At 42.3% G+C, this 17,119-nt stretch carries 14 protein-coding genes; 8 read left to right on the top strand and 6 right to left on the bottom strand.

The features are described 5' to 3' along the window. Positions 1-1,050: a hypothetical protein gene (locus ACFGVR_RS02395; protein WP_448700893.1), complete on the top strand. Its 1,050-nt coding sequence runs from the start codon at positions 1-3 to the stop codon at positions 1,048-1,050. A gap of 4 nt (positions 1,051-1,054) precedes the next feature. On the opposite strand, the gene ACFGVR_RS02390 is transcribed toward ACFGVR_RS02395, so the two are convergent. After that, the gene (locus ACFGVR_RS02390; protein WP_448700892.1) at positions 1,055-1,708 is read right to left on the bottom strand and encodes a hypothetical protein; all 654 of its coding nucleotides are present in this window, start codon (positions 1,706-1,708) and stop codon (positions 1,055-1,057) included. Between the two features lie 111 nt (positions 1,709-1,819). On the opposite strand from ACFGVR_RS02390, the gene ACFGVR_RS02385 reads away from it, so the two are divergent. Further along, on the top strand, positions 1,820-4,879 hold the full coding sequence (locus ACFGVR_RS02385; protein ID WP_448700891.1) for a lantibiotic dehydratase: 3,060 nt from the start codon (positions 1,820-1,822) through the stop codon (positions 4,877-4,879). Between the two features lie 5 nt (positions 4,880-4,884). Here the strand turns inward: ACFGVR_RS02385 and ACFGVR_RS02380 are convergent, their stop codons facing one another. Continuing rightward, positions 4,885-5,613, bottom strand: coding sequence for a LytR/AlgR family response regulator transcription factor (locus ACFGVR_RS02380; protein ID WP_448700890.1), 729 nt, complete (start codon positions 5,611-5,613; stop codon positions 4,885-4,887). Next, on the bottom strand, positions 5,594-6,694 hold the full coding sequence (locus ACFGVR_RS02375; RefSeq protein WP_448700889.1) for a sensor histidine kinase: 1,101 nt from the start codon (positions 6,692-6,694) through the stop codon (positions 5,594-5,596). Before ACFGVR_RS02375 ends, ACFGVR_RS02380 begins: the two co-directional genes overlap by 20 nt. A gap of 115 nt (positions 6,695-6,809) precedes the next feature. On the opposite strand from ACFGVR_RS02375, the gene ACFGVR_RS02370 reads away from it, so the two are divergent. Together ACFGVR_RS02370 and ACFGVR_RS02365 are read left to right on the top strand one after the other, a co-directional pair. Beyond that, a complete protein-coding gene (locus ACFGVR_RS02370; protein WP_448700888.1) occupies positions 6,810-6,962 on the top strand; it encodes a hypothetical protein in 153 nt (50 codons plus the stop codon). A 158-nt stretch (positions 6,963-7,120) separates the two neighbouring features. Next, entirely contained in the window at positions 7,121-7,471 is a 351-nt protein-coding gene (locus ACFGVR_RS02365) for a hypothetical protein (RefSeq protein WP_448700887.1), read from the top strand. Positions 7,472-7,620: 149 nt separating this feature from the next. Here the strand turns inward: ACFGVR_RS02365 and ACFGVR_RS02360 are convergent, their stop codons facing one another. Continuing rightward, entirely contained in the window at positions 7,621-8,100 is a 480-nt protein-coding gene (locus tag ACFGVR_RS02360; RefSeq protein ID WP_448700886.1) for a hypothetical protein, read from the bottom strand. A gap of 798 nt (positions 8,101-8,898) precedes the next feature. On the opposite strand from ACFGVR_RS02360, the gene ACFGVR_RS02355 reads away from it, so the two are divergent. Then, positions 8,899-10,317 carry a hypothetical protein gene (locus tag ACFGVR_RS02355; protein WP_448700885.1) on the top strand — a complete coding sequence of 473 codons (1,419 nt, stop codon included), beginning with the start codon at positions 8,899-8,901 and terminating at the stop codon, positions 10,315-10,317. A gap of 101 nt (positions 10,318-10,418) precedes the next feature. Here ACFGVR_RS02355 and ACFGVR_RS02350 read toward each other — a convergent pair whose 3' ends face one another. Beyond that, positions 10,419-11,858: a hypothetical protein gene (locus tag ACFGVR_RS02350; RefSeq protein ID WP_448700884.1), complete on the bottom strand. Its 1,440-nt coding sequence runs from the start codon at positions 11,856-11,858 to the stop codon at positions 10,419-10,421. A gap of 111 nt (positions 11,859-11,969) precedes the next feature. Further along, positions 11,970-13,043 (bottom strand): restriction endonuclease, encoded by a 1,074-nt coding sequence (locus ACFGVR_RS02345; protein WP_448700883.1) that lies wholly within the window; start codon positions 13,041-13,043, stop codon positions 11,970-11,972. A 100-nt stretch (positions 13,044-13,143) separates the two neighbouring features. On the opposite strand from ACFGVR_RS02345, the gene ACFGVR_RS02340 reads away from it, so the two are divergent. From ACFGVR_RS02340 to ACFGVR_RS02330, 3 genes are all read left to right on the top strand, one after another. Then, positions 13,144-13,287, top strand: coding sequence for a hypothetical protein (locus ACFGVR_RS02340; protein WP_448700882.1), 144 nt, complete (start codon positions 13,144-13,146; stop codon positions 13,285-13,287). Between the two features lie 177 nt (positions 13,288-13,464). Beyond that, complete coding sequence (locus ACFGVR_RS02335) at positions 13,465-15,588, top strand: hypothetical protein (RefSeq protein WP_448700881.1); 2,124 nt, start codon at positions 13,465-13,467, stop codon at positions 15,586-15,588. After that, on the top strand, positions 15,585-16,505 hold the full coding sequence (locus ACFGVR_RS02330; protein ID WP_448700880.1) for a hypothetical protein: 921 nt from the start codon (positions 15,585-15,587) through the stop codon (positions 16,503-16,505). The genes ACFGVR_RS02335 and ACFGVR_RS02330 overlap by 4 nt, the downstream gene beginning before the upstream one ends. Positions 16,506-17,119: the final 614 nt, after the last annotated feature.

Below are 17,119 nucleotides of genomic sequence, written 5' to 3'. Positions count from 1 at the left end.
ATGTCCGATCAACCGCGCGAAGATGTACCCTCACGTAAAAAGTATTTTTACCCGATAATCGACCCGCTGCGCGACTATTTGATCAAGTACGACCGTGAGGTTAAGCTGCCCGTACAATACAGCGACCTGCTGCGCTTTAACTTTCATACCTCGTTGCTGAATAAAGACGGTACCGATACCCTTTGGCAAACGGTATATTACGATGAAAGTGAGATGAAGGATCTTTTTCCGAGTCTGACCTATATTTATGCTTTGCTGCATACCGATGGCGATGTACAGGTGATGGAACATTTATCGGTTGCCCGGATAGATTATTGCACCTTTGGCAATTCAAAACCGTTCCGTATCCGGATCATTAACCGGCTGAATGATAATTACGACCATTTTTATGTGAAGGTGGCCGATGCATCGCGGGTGTACGGGCTGGAACTCGAGCATATCCTGTCGCCAAACCGGATAACCTATATCAGCAATGGTAATACACTGATCGAAGAACATATACCCGGCTTGCCCGGCGACATCTTTATCGATCATCGCCTGCATACCACCAAGTTTAACCAGATCCGTATCTGCAAGGAGTTTGTAAAGTTTAACGAACGCTGTTTTGTGCGGCTGCTGGGCGATATGCGCTCGTACAATTTTGTGGTGGATATTACCCCCGATATCGAGGGTAACCAATACCGTATCCGTGCGATAGATTTTGACCAGCAAAGTTACGAGGGCAGGCGCAAGTTTTATTTGCCGCATTTTTTTAAAGAAAACAATGTACTGGTAAACCTGGGTATGAAATACATTAACGAAACCACCATGAAGCAATACCAGGAAGAAGAGCGGAGCCTGGTATCGCACCGGATGCGGATGGCTAATGTACGGTTGAATGATGTGCTGGCGGTAATGCGGATACAGGATATATCACCGCAGGAAAAAGTTACGCAATTGGTTTCCGAACTATCGGAGCACCATAAAAGCGCCGCATTTGACCACTGCCAAACCATGGGGCAAATACTCACCGAGCATTTAAACTTATTAATGACGAGGGGAAGGGTATAACGCGCTAATTGTTAAGATCATCTTCCAAACTGCGGGGTTTAATATACACCTGGTCCATTTCGAGCTTATCAAATATTTTAATATTGGTGCACATGGATGTGGATATGCATACGTCAAACAGCATATTGATCTGCCCAGCGGGTTTATCGATCCCATCCTGGTGCCTGCAATAGTAATATTTATACAAGATCTTGTTTGAATCGATCATGATTGTTTTGTATACAAGCGATTTTGGATCCGACGAGAGACTACCGACACGCCGCGAAAATTCGGCTATATCGGCCGAAAAGGTGTTGCTGTAAACCGCTGGCTTATTTAGGTCGCATTTAATGATCTCATCGGGCATATTTTTGGTTGCCAGCGATACAATATTTTCGGCCGTTTGGTGAAATTTAAATTCAAGATTAAGTTGCCTGGCCCATATCCTGGTCCATTTCTCAAACTTTTTACGGATGGTGACGCTCTTTTGCTTATAAACTAATTTTTGATGAGCAGAGAGATTCTTCATCGTGTCTATTCGGTTATAGGTGGCGATATCCTCGGGGTTGTTGTAAGGCAGTATTATTTCCTCCTGTTTGGTAATAGCATATACGGCATACCAAATGCCGCAAGCCATCAGTAATGCATAAATTAGCCAAAAGCGTTTATTTAAGCGCATACAATAAGATATCGTTTTGGTTTAAGTTGGCGCTCACCTTACTAAAATAATATAACAGTATATAAAATAAGAATAATTAAGCCTTATTTTTATAAAACCGATTTTCAACTTATGGCTTCCCCTTTCAATTTGCTTGATGAACTGATATTGCGCTCTCCGTTACTGAGCTACCAGGAATATCAACCCGACAACCTGGACGCCTTGTTGCAAAACGAGTGGTTTAAACTGGCTATTTACCTGGCCAGCCCCGATTTTTATCAGCGGCTCGCACTTAATAATTTTTCGGGTAAATTATTGTTACCTAAAGAGAAGGTTACCCTATTAAAATATTATAACCGGATGAGTTTTAGGCCAATTCCATTTGGTGTATTCTCATCATTTAGTACATTAACCTGGGCCGAAGGCTTAACCAATGTGCAACTATCCCCGTATCCCGAGTCGCGATTAAAGTTGCTCGTTGATCAGGCGGTTGCCGAAACGTTTTCTAAAGTGCTGAATAATGAGGTTACCGATCAAACCCCTTTTTTTGGTAATCCAACGCTATACCGAACCAATAAAGAGTTCAGGTATATCAAAACTATAAAAAACCCCGATTCGGGTAAGGCATCGTACCTGTTGGAATCGTTCGAAGCAAACCGGTTCACTAAAAAACTGTTGTTGTTTTTAAAGCAAAGCGCCATAACTTACCGCGATATTATTACTTATATACAAACCAATACCGGTTGCAGCGATAATGAAGCTACTGAATATTTCAATTTTTTAATAACTGCGCAAATTGTATTATCCAAACATGAGGTAACCCTATTGGGCGATGATCATTTAAGTCAATTAGCCGGTATCCCGTTTTTAAACTCACCAATAAAACCTGCATTATGCAACCTGTTAAGCCGCATGCCAGGTATAAAATTTCCCAACCTGCCGGGGGTAGAGCAGTTGGTAAAGGATTTTGCCAATCTATTTGCCAAAACCGGGCTTACCATACCCAAACAACTGTTTTATGCTAACCTTGAACGCCCGGCTACAGGTTGGGTTGATGTTGAGTACCAGCAGCAGCTAAAAAACGCATTACGATGTATACAGATACTCACGGCAGATAATCAGCCCAAAATGATGGCTGATTTTATCAGGAAGTTTAAGTTACGTTTCGATTTGCAAAAAGTGCCTTTATTACAGGCGCTGGATCCTGAAACGGGTATAGCTTATGGAGCATCAGGGGCGCCGGATGTTGCTAATGTGTTGCTACAGGATATGCATTTTAACCAGAGGAATAACAAGGCCGATCATGTGAAGTGGTTTTCGGCACATAAACTGCTTTTCAGCAAATGGAACTCGTCAGCCAGTCCCCGTAAGGAAATTGTTATAGACGAACAAGACCTGGTGAACCTGGAAGATGTTTTAAAGCTCCCACTGCCACCTTCAACATCGGTTATGTTTAGAATTTATGAAGATAATATCGTTATAGATGCTGCCGGCGGTGCATCGGCTACAGCTTTGATAGGTCGTTTTACGCTTTTAAGTCCGGCTGTAAAAGCAATTGCCGGTAAAGCTGCCCGGCACGAACAGGACAGTAACCCGGATATGATGTTTGCGGAGATCAGCCTACTGTCAGACAATCATGTTGACAACGTTAATCGCCGTTTAGCGGTATATGATTATGAACTTGCTATAAACACGCCACCCTCGTTGAGCGAAGACAAACAAATACATGCCGGCGACCTGGTGTTATCGGTAGTTAATGATGAACTGATATTAGAGTCGGTAACGATGAAAAAGCGAGTTATTCCGCGTTTAAGTTCGGCTTATAATCATCAAAATCACCAACTCAATCTTTTTCGTTTCCTGGGCGATCTGCAACACCAGGGTATCCATACAAGTATGACGATAGACCTGGAAGGAATGTTTCCGGGAATGGCGTTTTACCCGCGTGTAACCTACGATAAAACTATTTTATGCCTGGCCAAATGGTACCTTTCTGAAAAGGAAGTGAAGTACCTTACACAGACAGGTGCAGAAGAATCATTACAAAAGGTACAACAGTTTAAAGCAGAAAAATTGTGGCCACAATATATTGCCCTGGGCCACTCAGATCAGCAACTGGCATTTAACCTTGAAGATAAAACAGAGACCTTGTTTTTTTTGGATTGTATCCGATCCGAATCAGATGTTAAGATCACCGAGCAACTGATGCCATATACCAGGGATGTAACCAATAAAGAGGGAAAACCATTGGTCAATCAGTTTATCGGTATTATACTTTCGGCAAACAAGGCGTACCGGCCATTGCCACGCACTATAACTACAACGGGTGTAAAACAGGCAAGGGAGTTTATAACAGGTAGTAAATGGATCTATTTTAAAATTTATTGCGCCGCGGCACGCGCCAATCAGCTTTTGGTAAAAAAAATACTACCCGTGTTACAGGCAGTTAAAACAGATGGGAAAATTGAATCGTGGTTTTTTATCAGGTATGTTGATACGGGCCCGCATATCCGCTTACGTATCAACGTGAAAGAGGAATTTCTGGGTGATATACTGGTAGCGCTAAAGGCCAGGCTGGCTGTTGATGTTCGTTATCAATTAATACAAGAGTACAAGGCCGATATTTACAGAAGAGAATTGGAGCGCTATGGTGCGGATATTATGGCCGATGTGGAAAAGGTATTTGAATACAGCAGCGATTTAGTGATCACCTATTTAAACCGGACCATGGCACCGGCTTTTAGTTTTACCTATCACAGCCTGGCAATGGTTACCGTTGCCGAGATTGTTGGTTTGTTTTTTCCGGAGGTAACCGCTCAACTGAGTTTTACGCAACATGTTGCGCATTCCTTTTCGCTTGAACATAATGATCTAAAAGTGCTGAAGTTTTCGCTGGATAAAAAATATCGTAGTCTGAAAGATGAGATAACCCAACTATTGAACAACCAGGAAGCTTACTACAAAAAACTTAAGCTAACAGCCCTAAACTTAAAACTGAAGGAAAGTATAGGTGCTATTATTGATATGAGCGGTAATTTTACCCCCGAACGTAAAGCACAATTGGCTGCCGATATTATACATATGCATTTAAACAGGCTTTTTCCGGATGAGCAACGTTACCAGGAGCTGATCATTTATCATTGCCTGTATAAGCACCTGCAAACTGTAATTGCCCGGTCGGCAAAAGTGTAAGCAGGCTATTTACGCCCGCTTTTAACGGTTATATTATCAATAAGCGCCATAAACTCTTCTTTGTACCGGTAACCTAACGGTAATTGTATATGAGCCGGTAAGTGAATAGTATTGCCTTCAACAGATTGTATTTTGCTTACACTAACAATGTATGATTTATGAATCCGGATAAATTTGATTTCGGGCAGCGCTAAGATCATCTCGCTCATGGTTAAATAGGTAATGTATTTACCACCCTTGTCGGTATAAATTATCACATAGTTTTTTAACCCCTCAATGTATAGTATCTCAGAAAAATGTATCTGGATAACCTTGCCTCTTACACCGGGATTGATAAACATCGACGATTGATCATTTAACACCACATCCTTACTTTTATTGATGATAAAACGCTCCAGTTTTTCAACCCCCTTTAAAAACTTTGAAAACGAAATGGGTTTAAGCAAAAAATCTACGGCATTGTGCTCAAACGCGTCAACAGCATAGTTGGTAAAGGCGGTAGTAAATATAATGGGTATTTTGTCGGGCAGCAGCTCAATGGCTTCTATTCCGGATATAACGGGCATATCGATATCTAAAAAAACCACATCGACAGACGGATCGGTTTTTAATTGTAATATTCCGTTCATCGGGTCGGTGGTTGCCCCGACTAACTTTAGTCCGGGTACTTTTGCAATATAATTACTTAGTAAATCTACAGCATGTTGTTCATCATCAATTATAAAACATTTCATTATTTTCGGGGACTTTTATCAGTAAATCTAATTGATAGTTCAGTTCATCTTGATTTATTTTTATTTCATAATCTCCGGGATAGGCCTGATCCAGTCTTTTTTGTACATTAACCATACCAATCCCCGACGAAAAAGCGTGACTACGTTTGATTTTACGATTACTAATGTGCAAATGTAACTGATCATCAGTAACTTTGATATCAATTGCCGCCGGGTGTTCAGGATCGGAAAGATCGCCGTATTTAAATATGTTTTCGATAATGGTTATTAAAACAAGCGGAATGATCCGCACACTATCGATATCACCGGTAGCTGTGAGGTTTAGGTGAAGTTTATTTTTAAACCTGATCTTGTTTAATGATAAATAGTTTTCGACGTGAGCTATTTCTGATGCCAGATATACCTTTCCATCGCTTTCGGGTTCGGTAAAAGCATAACGCATCAGGTCGGCCAGGTGAATGATCTGATCCCCTAATTGTTCAGAATATTTGTATACGTTGCTATGCAGAAAGCTCAGCATATTGAATAAAAAGTGCGGGTTTACCTGGGCCTTTAAAAATGCGTATTGCGACGCAAGCAGATCTTTTTGCAGTGTTTCCTGCTCCAAACGGTTTTGAAGAGATTGTTTATCAAGGTCACTTATCCTTTTCCATGAAAAAAGGGTGATCTTAATAAATGCAAAAGCGGTTGACAGACCAATAAAATAAACCGCCCTCCACACCCCGTCATGTATAAAAATAACAATGGGTTTAGCAGCAGTGGCTTTATAAATACCCGTGGCTATATATGCTGAAATTACTATGTATTTAATGAAAAGATAGATCGCTATTTCTAATACTGAATAAACAGCAATAAGGGCATAGTTGGGCTTACCATTAGCAGCATTTTTAAATACAACGGTAGCATGCGCATAAAACAAACCAATATTTAATACGTAAAAAGTAAGGTAATCGATAATTGACGAGAAGTGACCACTCATAGAGTATGCCAGGGTTACTTCGTATATGATGAAAAAGAACCAAAATATCAAATGCCACTTAAACGTAACAATGTGTTGATGACCTAATTGAGTGGATCTCATGGGTTATTGAGTTAGTAAGTCAAACTTTGTCGTTATCAACTATGCGTTGGTGTAATTAATTTCATACGCCTTGTAAGTCGTAGTAAGTTTAATAAAAAATTAAACTATTGAAATCATGAAAAAATCAAACGCCAAGCTAAGCATTCCAAAGGTAAAATCAGTTTACAATTATCAGCAAGTTAAAAATGTTAAAAAAGATGACGAGACAGATCCGATAACAGTAACTTCTGCTACAGTAACCGGTATACTTGCCGGCGACTGGTGGTAAACTTAACGCTTAATCCCTAACAAAATAATATAAGGCTGTGCAGTTTTGCATGGCCTTTGGTATTTTTATAACGTGTCATGCTAACAGCTATTATGGTAACGGGCATACCTGAAACACCTAAAAAGCCATCTAACTAAAGTGAAAAAATATTTGTTGTCATGGAAACGGAAATTCAATTGAATTTAAACAGATTCAAAGAAACTGTGAGAAATTCAAAAAGCATAAAAGACGAATTAAAGGAATTGTTAGAGAATGGAACAGTGTATATAAATAAAGGATCGGGAATGATAACCAAGGACCATATTTGGGCCGTATATTATTCAAGACTTGATTTTTTGATAGAGCAAGGGAAATATAACGAAAGCTTTGCCAAGCTGTTAGAAGGGCTTGAAAATGAGCCCGATGATTTGAAATTAGCCATGACGGGAGTAGAGACGGAGAATCGAAGATATGCTATTTTTACCGATGTAAACTATACTAAACTTTTTGGTGTTGTTTCTCCCGAGTGATGCGGGCAGGTAACGTATCAAAGTAGTTGGTATTTATGTAAATAGCTAACAACCAACGCCTAACGTTACCGCTCCCCCGCTGGCGCACGCGTGCCGCGTGTGCAATGGCCAGGGTCTTTGTCAATACCGTGCAAGATCGATCGTCGCTACTACATACTAAACGTCCCTGCAACTAAAGTAATATGCTCATCATCATTATCGCTGATGAGGTGGCTGAAATTACCGGATGCGGGTTTGGCCGTGGTTATCATGATCGCGCCTACCATGGGCACCGGGGGGCTGCCGGGCGCGGGATAAAATATGATCTGCGGGTCTTTGGAGCGGGCGGATTCGGCAACAAAATGGCCTGCCCTGATGGTTGTAAAGTTGATGATCAGCTTCTCGCCGCCGTCGAAAATAAATGTCAGGCTCTTTGATGAGGCATGCGTGATGCTTGTGCTCAGCTTAATGCTGTGGCCGCGATGGTCGACAAAAGTAAGCTTACAAAATGGCTGCACCTTGCTTTGCAAAGCATGGTTGATGTTTTTAACACTGTGGTTGACAATGGTACGAGCAGGGCTAAAACTAACCAATGGACCGGCCATGCAAACCAGCAACGCCAGGACAACAAATAGGGTGTTTCTTTTCATAGCGTAAACATATCGATTTTTAGTTGTAAAACGATCAACCATAAGGCGATGAGAAGTTTACCTCGCGCGGCATACCCGGAGACCCCTCCGCTGGCGCACGCGTGCCTCGTGTGCAATGTTCAATATTTAATGCCAGGCTTTTTTATATCCTTAAAATTTCGTATATTGTATAAAGCGCGAAGCTAAAACAATTACGAATTTGATAATGAAAGTTTAAAAAGTAATTGAAAATACCGACAAATACCCACCTGTTTATGACGTTTGCGTCAGGATTGATTATGAAAATGGTAATGCCGCGGTAGGTATAGAAACGGATCAAGAATCAGGAAACGAGAATCAGGAGGTAATACCCGCTGTTTTGCAAGTTATTTTATGGGGTGCCTTTGCACATGGCTAATACAATAGATAGGATGGGGCTGATAACAAAAAAGCCTAACATTTCTGTTAGGCTTTTGGTGGGAGTTACTGTCCCCGAACCCTGGTATTTTTTAGTTTGATTTACAATAAGTTAGAAGTCGCTCAATTTCAACGGTACTCACTTTGGTACTCTGCCTGAATGACGATGTAAATATAATAAATTTAATAAACCCAATGAATTATGAGGTTGAGAAACGGCATCTTTGCCTTTACTGCTTGGGGCTATTGATCCTTAATAAACTAAGTTATACTGCAAATTTTCCAACCGCATCTCCTTAAACAAGTTTGCCGATGGCGACGAGGAAATGTCCCTTGAATTTTAAGCTACGCCGGCCTAACTGCCTTTAATTGTTTACCTTAGCTGTTAAAAGTCTCGGATCAATGGCGAAAATAACTGACAATGAAATCATGCGCGATGCGATTGAGCTGTTTCTGGTAAACTATGCCGGAACCATCAATATGGCTGGCACGGTCAACTATAGCCGGAAGAAGACTGTCAATTATTTTAGCATCAATCTGGATGGCTCGACCTTCGTCGACAAGGTCGACGAACTCAATAAGCAGTTAATCCAATACCTAGTAACGTGGATGCAAAAAAATCATGGCGTACTTACCAATTACCTGGCGTTAGCTCACATCGTCGTCGAATACTTAAGACCTGATAGTGATGGTGTGAAGCAGAACCTTTCCAAGAGTATCGTATTGTTACACCTGCCGCCTTATTACTACCAAAATAACGCAGGTGAGGAAAGCGAAATGCGCTCCGTCTTTGCCATCCGGGCGCTCGACTTTTGGAATAACGTTATGCTGCGAAACGCGGTGCTGATTACCTTAGTTTACCTGCCGCTGCTTCTCCTGGCTGTGATCAAATTCAACACTTATGCACCCGCCATACAGAAAGCTTTTGACTATACGAATATCGCCAGTAGCATTATTGGTTCGCTGAGTCTAGCCTATTTGACTACTAAAGCGGTCAACATCCGTCAGGAAAAGCTTGCACGTACAGCCGAGATTAAGACCCTTTCCAACAAGTTGACTTACTTCAGGAAACTTTGCTATAATTTCCAGCATTTCTATGAATACTGGAATAAGGATAATCCCTACAAGAGCAGTTTTGATTATGCAAATGGCATTAAAACCAGAATCAGCTCGGAGGAGTTCTTTTATCCCGATTACAGTGATCGTGAAGAGTACGCAAAGTACCGTGCATTGTCCAATGAGAATTATTCCGGACCGATTATCAATATGGTTCTACAACTTCATATGTTTGCCGGTGAAGAATTCAGCCGTTCAGGACTAGCCTATACGGCGTACCCGGCCGATCATATTTATTCGTTCTCAGAAATTGATGAGTACATCACCATGCATGATGCCAACCACATTTGGTATTGCTGCGATGAAAAGTATTTTCCAGAACAATTTCCTCCGGGGTATTATCATAACGAGATCATGAAGGAGATTAAGCATATTGACAAAAATGTTGAAGGCGATACCCTGACCCGGGATCTGTTAAGCACGGTTTCGTTGAATTTTCAATATGATATTATTCCTCGACTCTACCGCCTTACCCGGCTGAACGAGGCCGGGCTCCCTCGCCACATGCAATACTTTTTGCTGCTTTTTATTCTAATTTTGACCTTCGGTATCGTCCTTCCGGCAACGCTCTACATTTTTTTACCCACAAGTTCATATGCTTTGCTTTGTGAATTTATCGTATTAGGTTTGATTACCCATGTATTGGTATCCCTGCCGATTTTACTTCACAATGAAAGTACCCTTGACCGAAAAAATGATTATTAAGGGTAACGGATTTTTTCTTAGCTTTTCTAAGGCGGCTACTAAGGCTGAATAGTTTCCGATTTCCGATAAGTCCGTTTGGACAAAAGGGGCGCTCGTCCGCTTTATACATTGGATTTAAAGAAGAACGTGTCGAGTTCCTTCTGTAACTTTTTGTTCTTCATTTCTTTAGCCCGGGCCATGATCTCTTTTGGACCGAGAAAGGTGAGGGTGTTCCGCTTATATTCGTGGTTCAGCTCTTCAATTTTGAGCATGGCATCGTCGGTATAGCCGGCGGACGACCAGTATTCAAACTCAATGGGCTTGTTTTTGTGCGTCTCATTCCTTTCCAGCCAGGAACGGAAGGCCGGCATCTTCACCCGGACAAATTTATTGATGTCTTCTATGGGTGTTGGCGATATCCTCCCTTTGCATTCCGCGATGATCACCCGGTCACCAAAGGTCGCGCGCACGTCCATTTCGTGTTCTGCGCCGTTCTCTACGATCTCCCAGCCCATGTCTATGGAGCCGCTCTTGAAAAGGTAATAGTGGCCCGCAACGTATTCAAATAAAGCCCCTTTAATGTTCTTTAGCAAGCCGTCATTATATTTACGCAGTTCGTTGATCAATTGAAGGTATTGATTCGGATTCTTTGCGAGGCTCGCCGCAGCGTTTGTCAGGATGGTGATCAGGTCATTGAGCGTCTTGGCATATTTTTCGCCAAATAACTCCTTAATAACCCCGATGATCACGCCTTTTTCTTTTAGGTATTGAAACGCTTCTTTGTCAACATTGTCGACTAACAACACTGGCATAATCCGGGAAGCGCCTTTATAGGATTGTACGGTTTCTATCTTGCGGATGAAGAACTCCACATCCTTTTTATACGTTGGCCGACCCAGCAAAATGTCACCGATGACAAACCCAAAATCGGTTTTTGTCTTTAGGCCTCTTATCGGCGATACGCCCATAAAGGCCCATTTGAAATTACCATAGTTCCCAAACTGTTCAAACGAATCATAGGAAACCCAGCCGATATTGCGGGCAAGCTCTTTAAAGTTGTCCAGCACATTCATCTTAATCGTCTCCAGCGTTTGACTCAGAAAGGCGTTGAGAGCGTTGTAACGCAAGCGTGGTGCGAAGGAATAGGTTCCGGGACCGTAGACCAGAATTCCCTCCTTTACGAACCGTTGCATCACTTCTTCAAAGGTTAGGTGAGATAACACCGGCTCTATCGGATAGAAGGAATAGGTTTCCAAAAACTCACGACTGATCGCACCAGCATGGTATCGCAGGGCATTCAGTGTAAACCAGTACTTTTTGCCGTGCAGTTCCATTTGCCGGGCCAATAGCTTCAGTACATCTTTCCCCTGTTGCTGGTTTGGCAAAAACACGAGGGATTGATTGCTTTTGAAAAATCCTTCTACACGTTCGATCCCTTCAGCCCTCGATACACGCTGACTGGCCGTGTTCACGCTGACACCTTCTGCCTTAGCAAGCTTCCGTGCGAGCTCGCTGGAAATCATTGGTCCATGCTCTTTTAAGAGCGATTCTATTGCTGTCATATGACGCAATATATATAATACTTATAAAATAGATATTCCGGTTCAATGAATTTTTTTTGACGTTTTGCCGATTCAAGCTCGTAGCAAGCTTTTTTTTGATGTCACATGAAATTACCGTGACAAGGTGATTAAAAAATCATCCAACTTATCTGAGAGATAATCAGTCGGTACTTTGCCTTCCGCTTTCATTCGCAGCATCTCGCACAGGTCTTTATTGGCTAGGATAAGTATGAGCTTGCCGTGTTCCCGCAAAGCGCCTTTAGCCGCATTGACAGCCCGTTCGCTGCCACCATTTCGGGTAATGATGAAGGCGACTGACCGCAGACCGCGAAGATAAAGATAGCGTTCTGTCGTGTAGATCTGGTCCTGGCCTATCGGCTCTACATAGTTTTTAAATTCAAACAAGACGTAGCGGGACTGAAACGATTGGATCAGGCTTCTCCAGAAATCGTTAGCCGACACGATCCGGCAAATCATGTCGAACCTGCTCATGGCATCATCGGTTGTTGTCTGCGTGTGCCAGTTGTTCAGATCATCCTCGAACAGATACCTCAGGATCTCAATGCATTTGAGTTCATAGTCCCGCCATCCTGGTTGTCCGGGAGGTATCGCATTCAGTTCCCCACAGTAATCTCTTCCAGGTGGAGGTGGTAAACTGTATCCCGGACGAAAAGGCGTCTCCAAACCGGCGAAATAGGTGTCCGGCGACCGTTGGGTGAGAATGACGTCGGCAAATACTTCTTCAGTGTCTAGCCCTTGTTTGGCTTCATTCAGCAATTGCTCAAAATTCTCCAACAGGCGCGCGTCGGCCAAGCCGAACTTGATCAGGTTGTAAATGTCACTGCGATCCCAAAGCAAAATGCCGGCATTGGCGAGTTCATCACGTAATTCCTGCGATGAATAAGCGGCAATGATTAATAAACCACTTGCAGGCTTCTTATAAGCGGTGAGCAACCGCTTCAACTGTTCTGCAGCATTACGTACTGCGTTTGCCACGCCTTTCTTGCTGCGATAAAACTTGACCTCAATGAGCGTGGTGCTTTGGTTGCGCTCGACGAGCAGATCGATGACGAACCTTTTTAAAGCGGACGTTTGTCGAACTTCCGGCTCAACTTTGAAATTGAAGGAACGCAGCATGCGCTCTATGATCTGCTCAAACTTGTTACCGAAGGCGAAGGTCTCCATGAGTTTTCTTTTTAATCAAATATAGGCGTCTCCGCGCTGTTATGGAACCGAAAGCTGCGCTATCTTATTCATGCGGGCTGTTCGGTTAACTTTCGGTGTTATGGATATGGGAGAAATGATGAAACCGAACTTAATAGGCCTGGATCATCATGTGATAGGCCGTTTAAACCAGTGCCGTTTAAACGATTTCCGAGGGCAATGGCAGCGTATTTCGCCTAACCTGAAAAAGGCTTTAATGCCTTAAGCAATCCTGGCCAAGTTTTAACCTTGGTTTCCGGCCCTTATCAGAAGGTACAATTAGTAATCTTCCCTTTACCGCCATCACAAATGTGAATATGTTGAAAAGTTAAAGCACTAGTCAAAGATTAAAATTAGAGTACCCCTACACTTTACCGTATCTTTAAGTCCCTTAATTATAAATATGTTAGACGCAACGGCATTAAAGAAATTATATTCCTCTTACGGGTTCGAGACCGTGGAAACGGCTTTTAATGGGATATCGGTTTTCGTCTATAAAAAGAGCCGCTATTTTGGTGTAGACATTGTTCCGCTGGATTATGATAAGGACACCCTGGTAGTAGCAGCCAAAGTGAAGGATGATTATTCTAAAGCCGGCTTTGCCGCGAACGTCAAAGATTTACAAACAGTCGAAGAGGCGGAGCTAGAATTATTCAAAAGCTTTTTTGCCTATGACTCCAGCATACAGAGGGTTAAAAGAAAATATCTGGAGTTTACTGACAAACAAATGAACAGCCTCATCGGCTACCCTTATGAATATATCGATTCACCATTCGAGCTACATAACCATGCTTTAGACGAAGAGGATAAGCGTATTTTCGAGACGATTGAAAAGCGGCTTCAAAGTGACAAGCCCGAATTAATTATCGTCGAAGCAGCCGCCGGTTATGGGAAAACGTGCACTGCCTTTGAAGTACTACACAAAATCGTTGAAAGGCAGTCAAATCAACTGCCGATATTTACAGAGCTATCCCGCAACCGGGGCGCCAATATTTTCCGGTACATCTTACTAGATGAGATCGACCTTGAGTTCCCATCATTAAGTTCAGAACTGGTTATTAAAGAGATCAAGAACGGTCGAATTCCATTGATCATCGATGGTTTCGATGAGTTGCTAGAAAAGGTAAATGCCGAACAACTTGCCGATAATTCGTTTGAAGAGGTCGAATCAATGCTGGATACGATTGGAAAACTTCTGGAGCACAGAGCCAAGATTATCCTGACCACTCGTCGTACTGCGATCTTTACTGGACTTGAATTTGAAAAATGGTTAGATAAATGGAGTGACCGATTCCATATCAGTCGGATCGCGCTAAAAGAACCAAGGATCAAAGACTGGATAGGAGAAGAGCGCTACCAGCAGGTAAAAGATAAAAATGTACCGATCCAGAACTTGGCGAACCCAGTACTGCTAACCTTTTTGAAGAACCTGCCGGAGGCGGAATTTGATAATTTAATTGGTCACCCCGATCTGCTAATCGGGGAGTATTTTGAGAAGATGTTGACGCGGGAAAAAGGCAGGCAAGACCTCCTCATCAATGTGGAAAATCAATTATTGCTTTTCCGGAACGTCGCCCGTCAGTTGCTTGCTATGGATTCGACCGTGGAGGACAAGGAGTTTTTCAAGATGATTATCCTCGAAGACAATAAAAAATTGCTCGAAGAAACTCGGCTATTATACCCAAGTACGAGCAAACGGACCGTCGATAACCTGGTCGATACGCTTTCCGGTCATGCCTTGCTGGATCGTAAAGGCAGGGATCAAAATCAGATCGGTTTTATCAATGATTTTGTTTTCGGCACCTTCATTGGGGAGATTATTAACAGTATGCCCGAACCGTTAGCTGAGAAAAAGTATTCGTCCTACATGATCGAGCTGGCTGTAACGGCATTCCGAGTCCAAAGCTTGCCAGTTAAAGAAAGTCTGTGGGACAAGATTCAGCCGGTTAACGAAAAGTTTTCGAATGAACAAGTATTTCTTTTCGATATCAATTTGAAAGAACGACTGGTTCGAAATTATCACGAGATTACCATTCATGACGAATCTTTCTTTACGGTCACCTTCGACTGCAATGAGATTGCCTCCTCTATTTTTCTAAACTGTTTTTTTAAGAATTGTACTTTCGATCCTGAAATATTTAAAGCCGTTAGCTTCGTTTCCTGCTTGTTTTCCAATTGCACAGTCATCGGTCAGCCTTACCTGGATAAAGAGAATGCAGTAACGATGATAACCTGCCGCCAAGAAAATTGTAATATCCTGCATCAACCGGACAAACCCGTTTACTCACAGGAAGTGGAAGTAGTAAGCGAAATTGAAAAGAATATTCTCAAACAGTTATGGGAAATATCTCATACAAAAGGCCATCACCTAGTCAAGTTGTACGATTGCTTTAAAAATACGAATCGCCGAAAACTGAACCATTCGCTTAAGCAACTCGAAGAAAAGGGCTTTCTACAAGTGCGGGGCATACATGTTTATTTTGCGATTAACCAGACCAATCGCATTAAAGAAATTTTAAACGCATGAATTATCAACCGTCAGATTTAAGTCGGGTGATAAAAAACCTTGTCCAATTGATACAGAAAGATTTGGACGCTTCCGGCATGTTCCACCGTATCTACTCACGCGCTAAATCCCCAAAATCACTTAAGAAGAAGATCAACAAAGTTGACGATGATGGCAATCAAAAATACGATGGTTCCACAAAATTACTAAGGGACCTGATCGGCATTCGTATTAATCTGTACTTTGTTGACGACCAGCGCATTCTGCTTAAATATTTAAAAAAAAGATTCAAAGATTTGTTCTTAGAAGAGGCCGTCGACATACACACGGATACCGAGTTCAAGCCAGCTCGCCTAAATATGATCTTCAGGTTGCCACAGGAGTTACAACAAGAGTTCAGGACAATAGTTGGTGATCCCAGGGTCGATGCTACTTTTGAATTGCAGCTTCGTACAGTGTTTTCAGAAGGCTGGCATGAAGTAGAACACGATTTCCGTTATAAATGTCCGGACGATTGGAACAACCACACGGCCCTGTCTCGAACCTTTAACGGAATGCTCGCTGCGTTAGAAACCCACGAATGGAGTATGATAAAAATGTTTGAAGAGCTCAGCTACTCCCATTATAAAGCTGCCAACTATAGCGCTATGATCCGAATGCATTTGCGAATAAGGACCGAGGATCATTCATTAAGTGAGGGTCTTAGTGAACGGATTAGTCAAGAAGGCGCCTTTATAAAAGAATTCTTTAAGCTCGACCGGGCATTGCTGATCGATTTTCTATTAAACCAGTCATTAGCACTCCCTTTCACTGTCGACAACTTACTTTACCTGGTTAATTACTTTTTTATCAATAATAAACAGATATTGGATTATACTCCGGATGTTTTGAAATCCGAATTCAAACAAGCGATCGTGACATTTGATGAGATTACCTAGTTAGCTTATGGGGAGCTACTACTTGTCTTTAATGATGAACAGGGGAACCTATTCAGAGGTTAAGTCCGCTGCTTATGGAAAATAGCGATAGGAATTAACAGAGTAATAGGAAAAGTAATCTTCTCCATAAAAGAAAACAAGCCATAACCGGCTATGATTTAGATAATTTGCGACTTCGTATTCTTTGGGTGTTGCCATTCATACACCATCCCATTTTTAACGCTTAGGCACCAAAAGCGCAAGGCGGGTGAAATGTCAAGGCCGAAGCACACCTAAAAAACAAATCAATATGCTTCGCTTGTATAGCCTTTACTTTTCACCCGTCGGTCGGTAACTTTGCCGGACGCGGTGAACTGGGATTATAATATTTGAGTGATGGGAATTGGCCGGTGTGTTATGAGGAACGAATAGCACTCCGGCCAGCGGCAGCGAGGCTGACGGCGTAATAAAACCCAGCGCGACAGCGCGTGGTGTAATGAAGCTGCCTGCCGCAGCTGTGGGATTTCGAATATTAGGTTGTTTTTAAATTTAGCAGCAAGGTCGGGCGATTAGATCAACCGCCCGACTTGTTTGGGTCCTGGCAGTACTATTTTTATATAATAGCTTTTTAAAAC

It is taken from the genome of Mucilaginibacter aureus, assembly GCF_053514885.1.
This window is presented reverse-complemented; position numbering and strand designations above follow the sequence as displayed.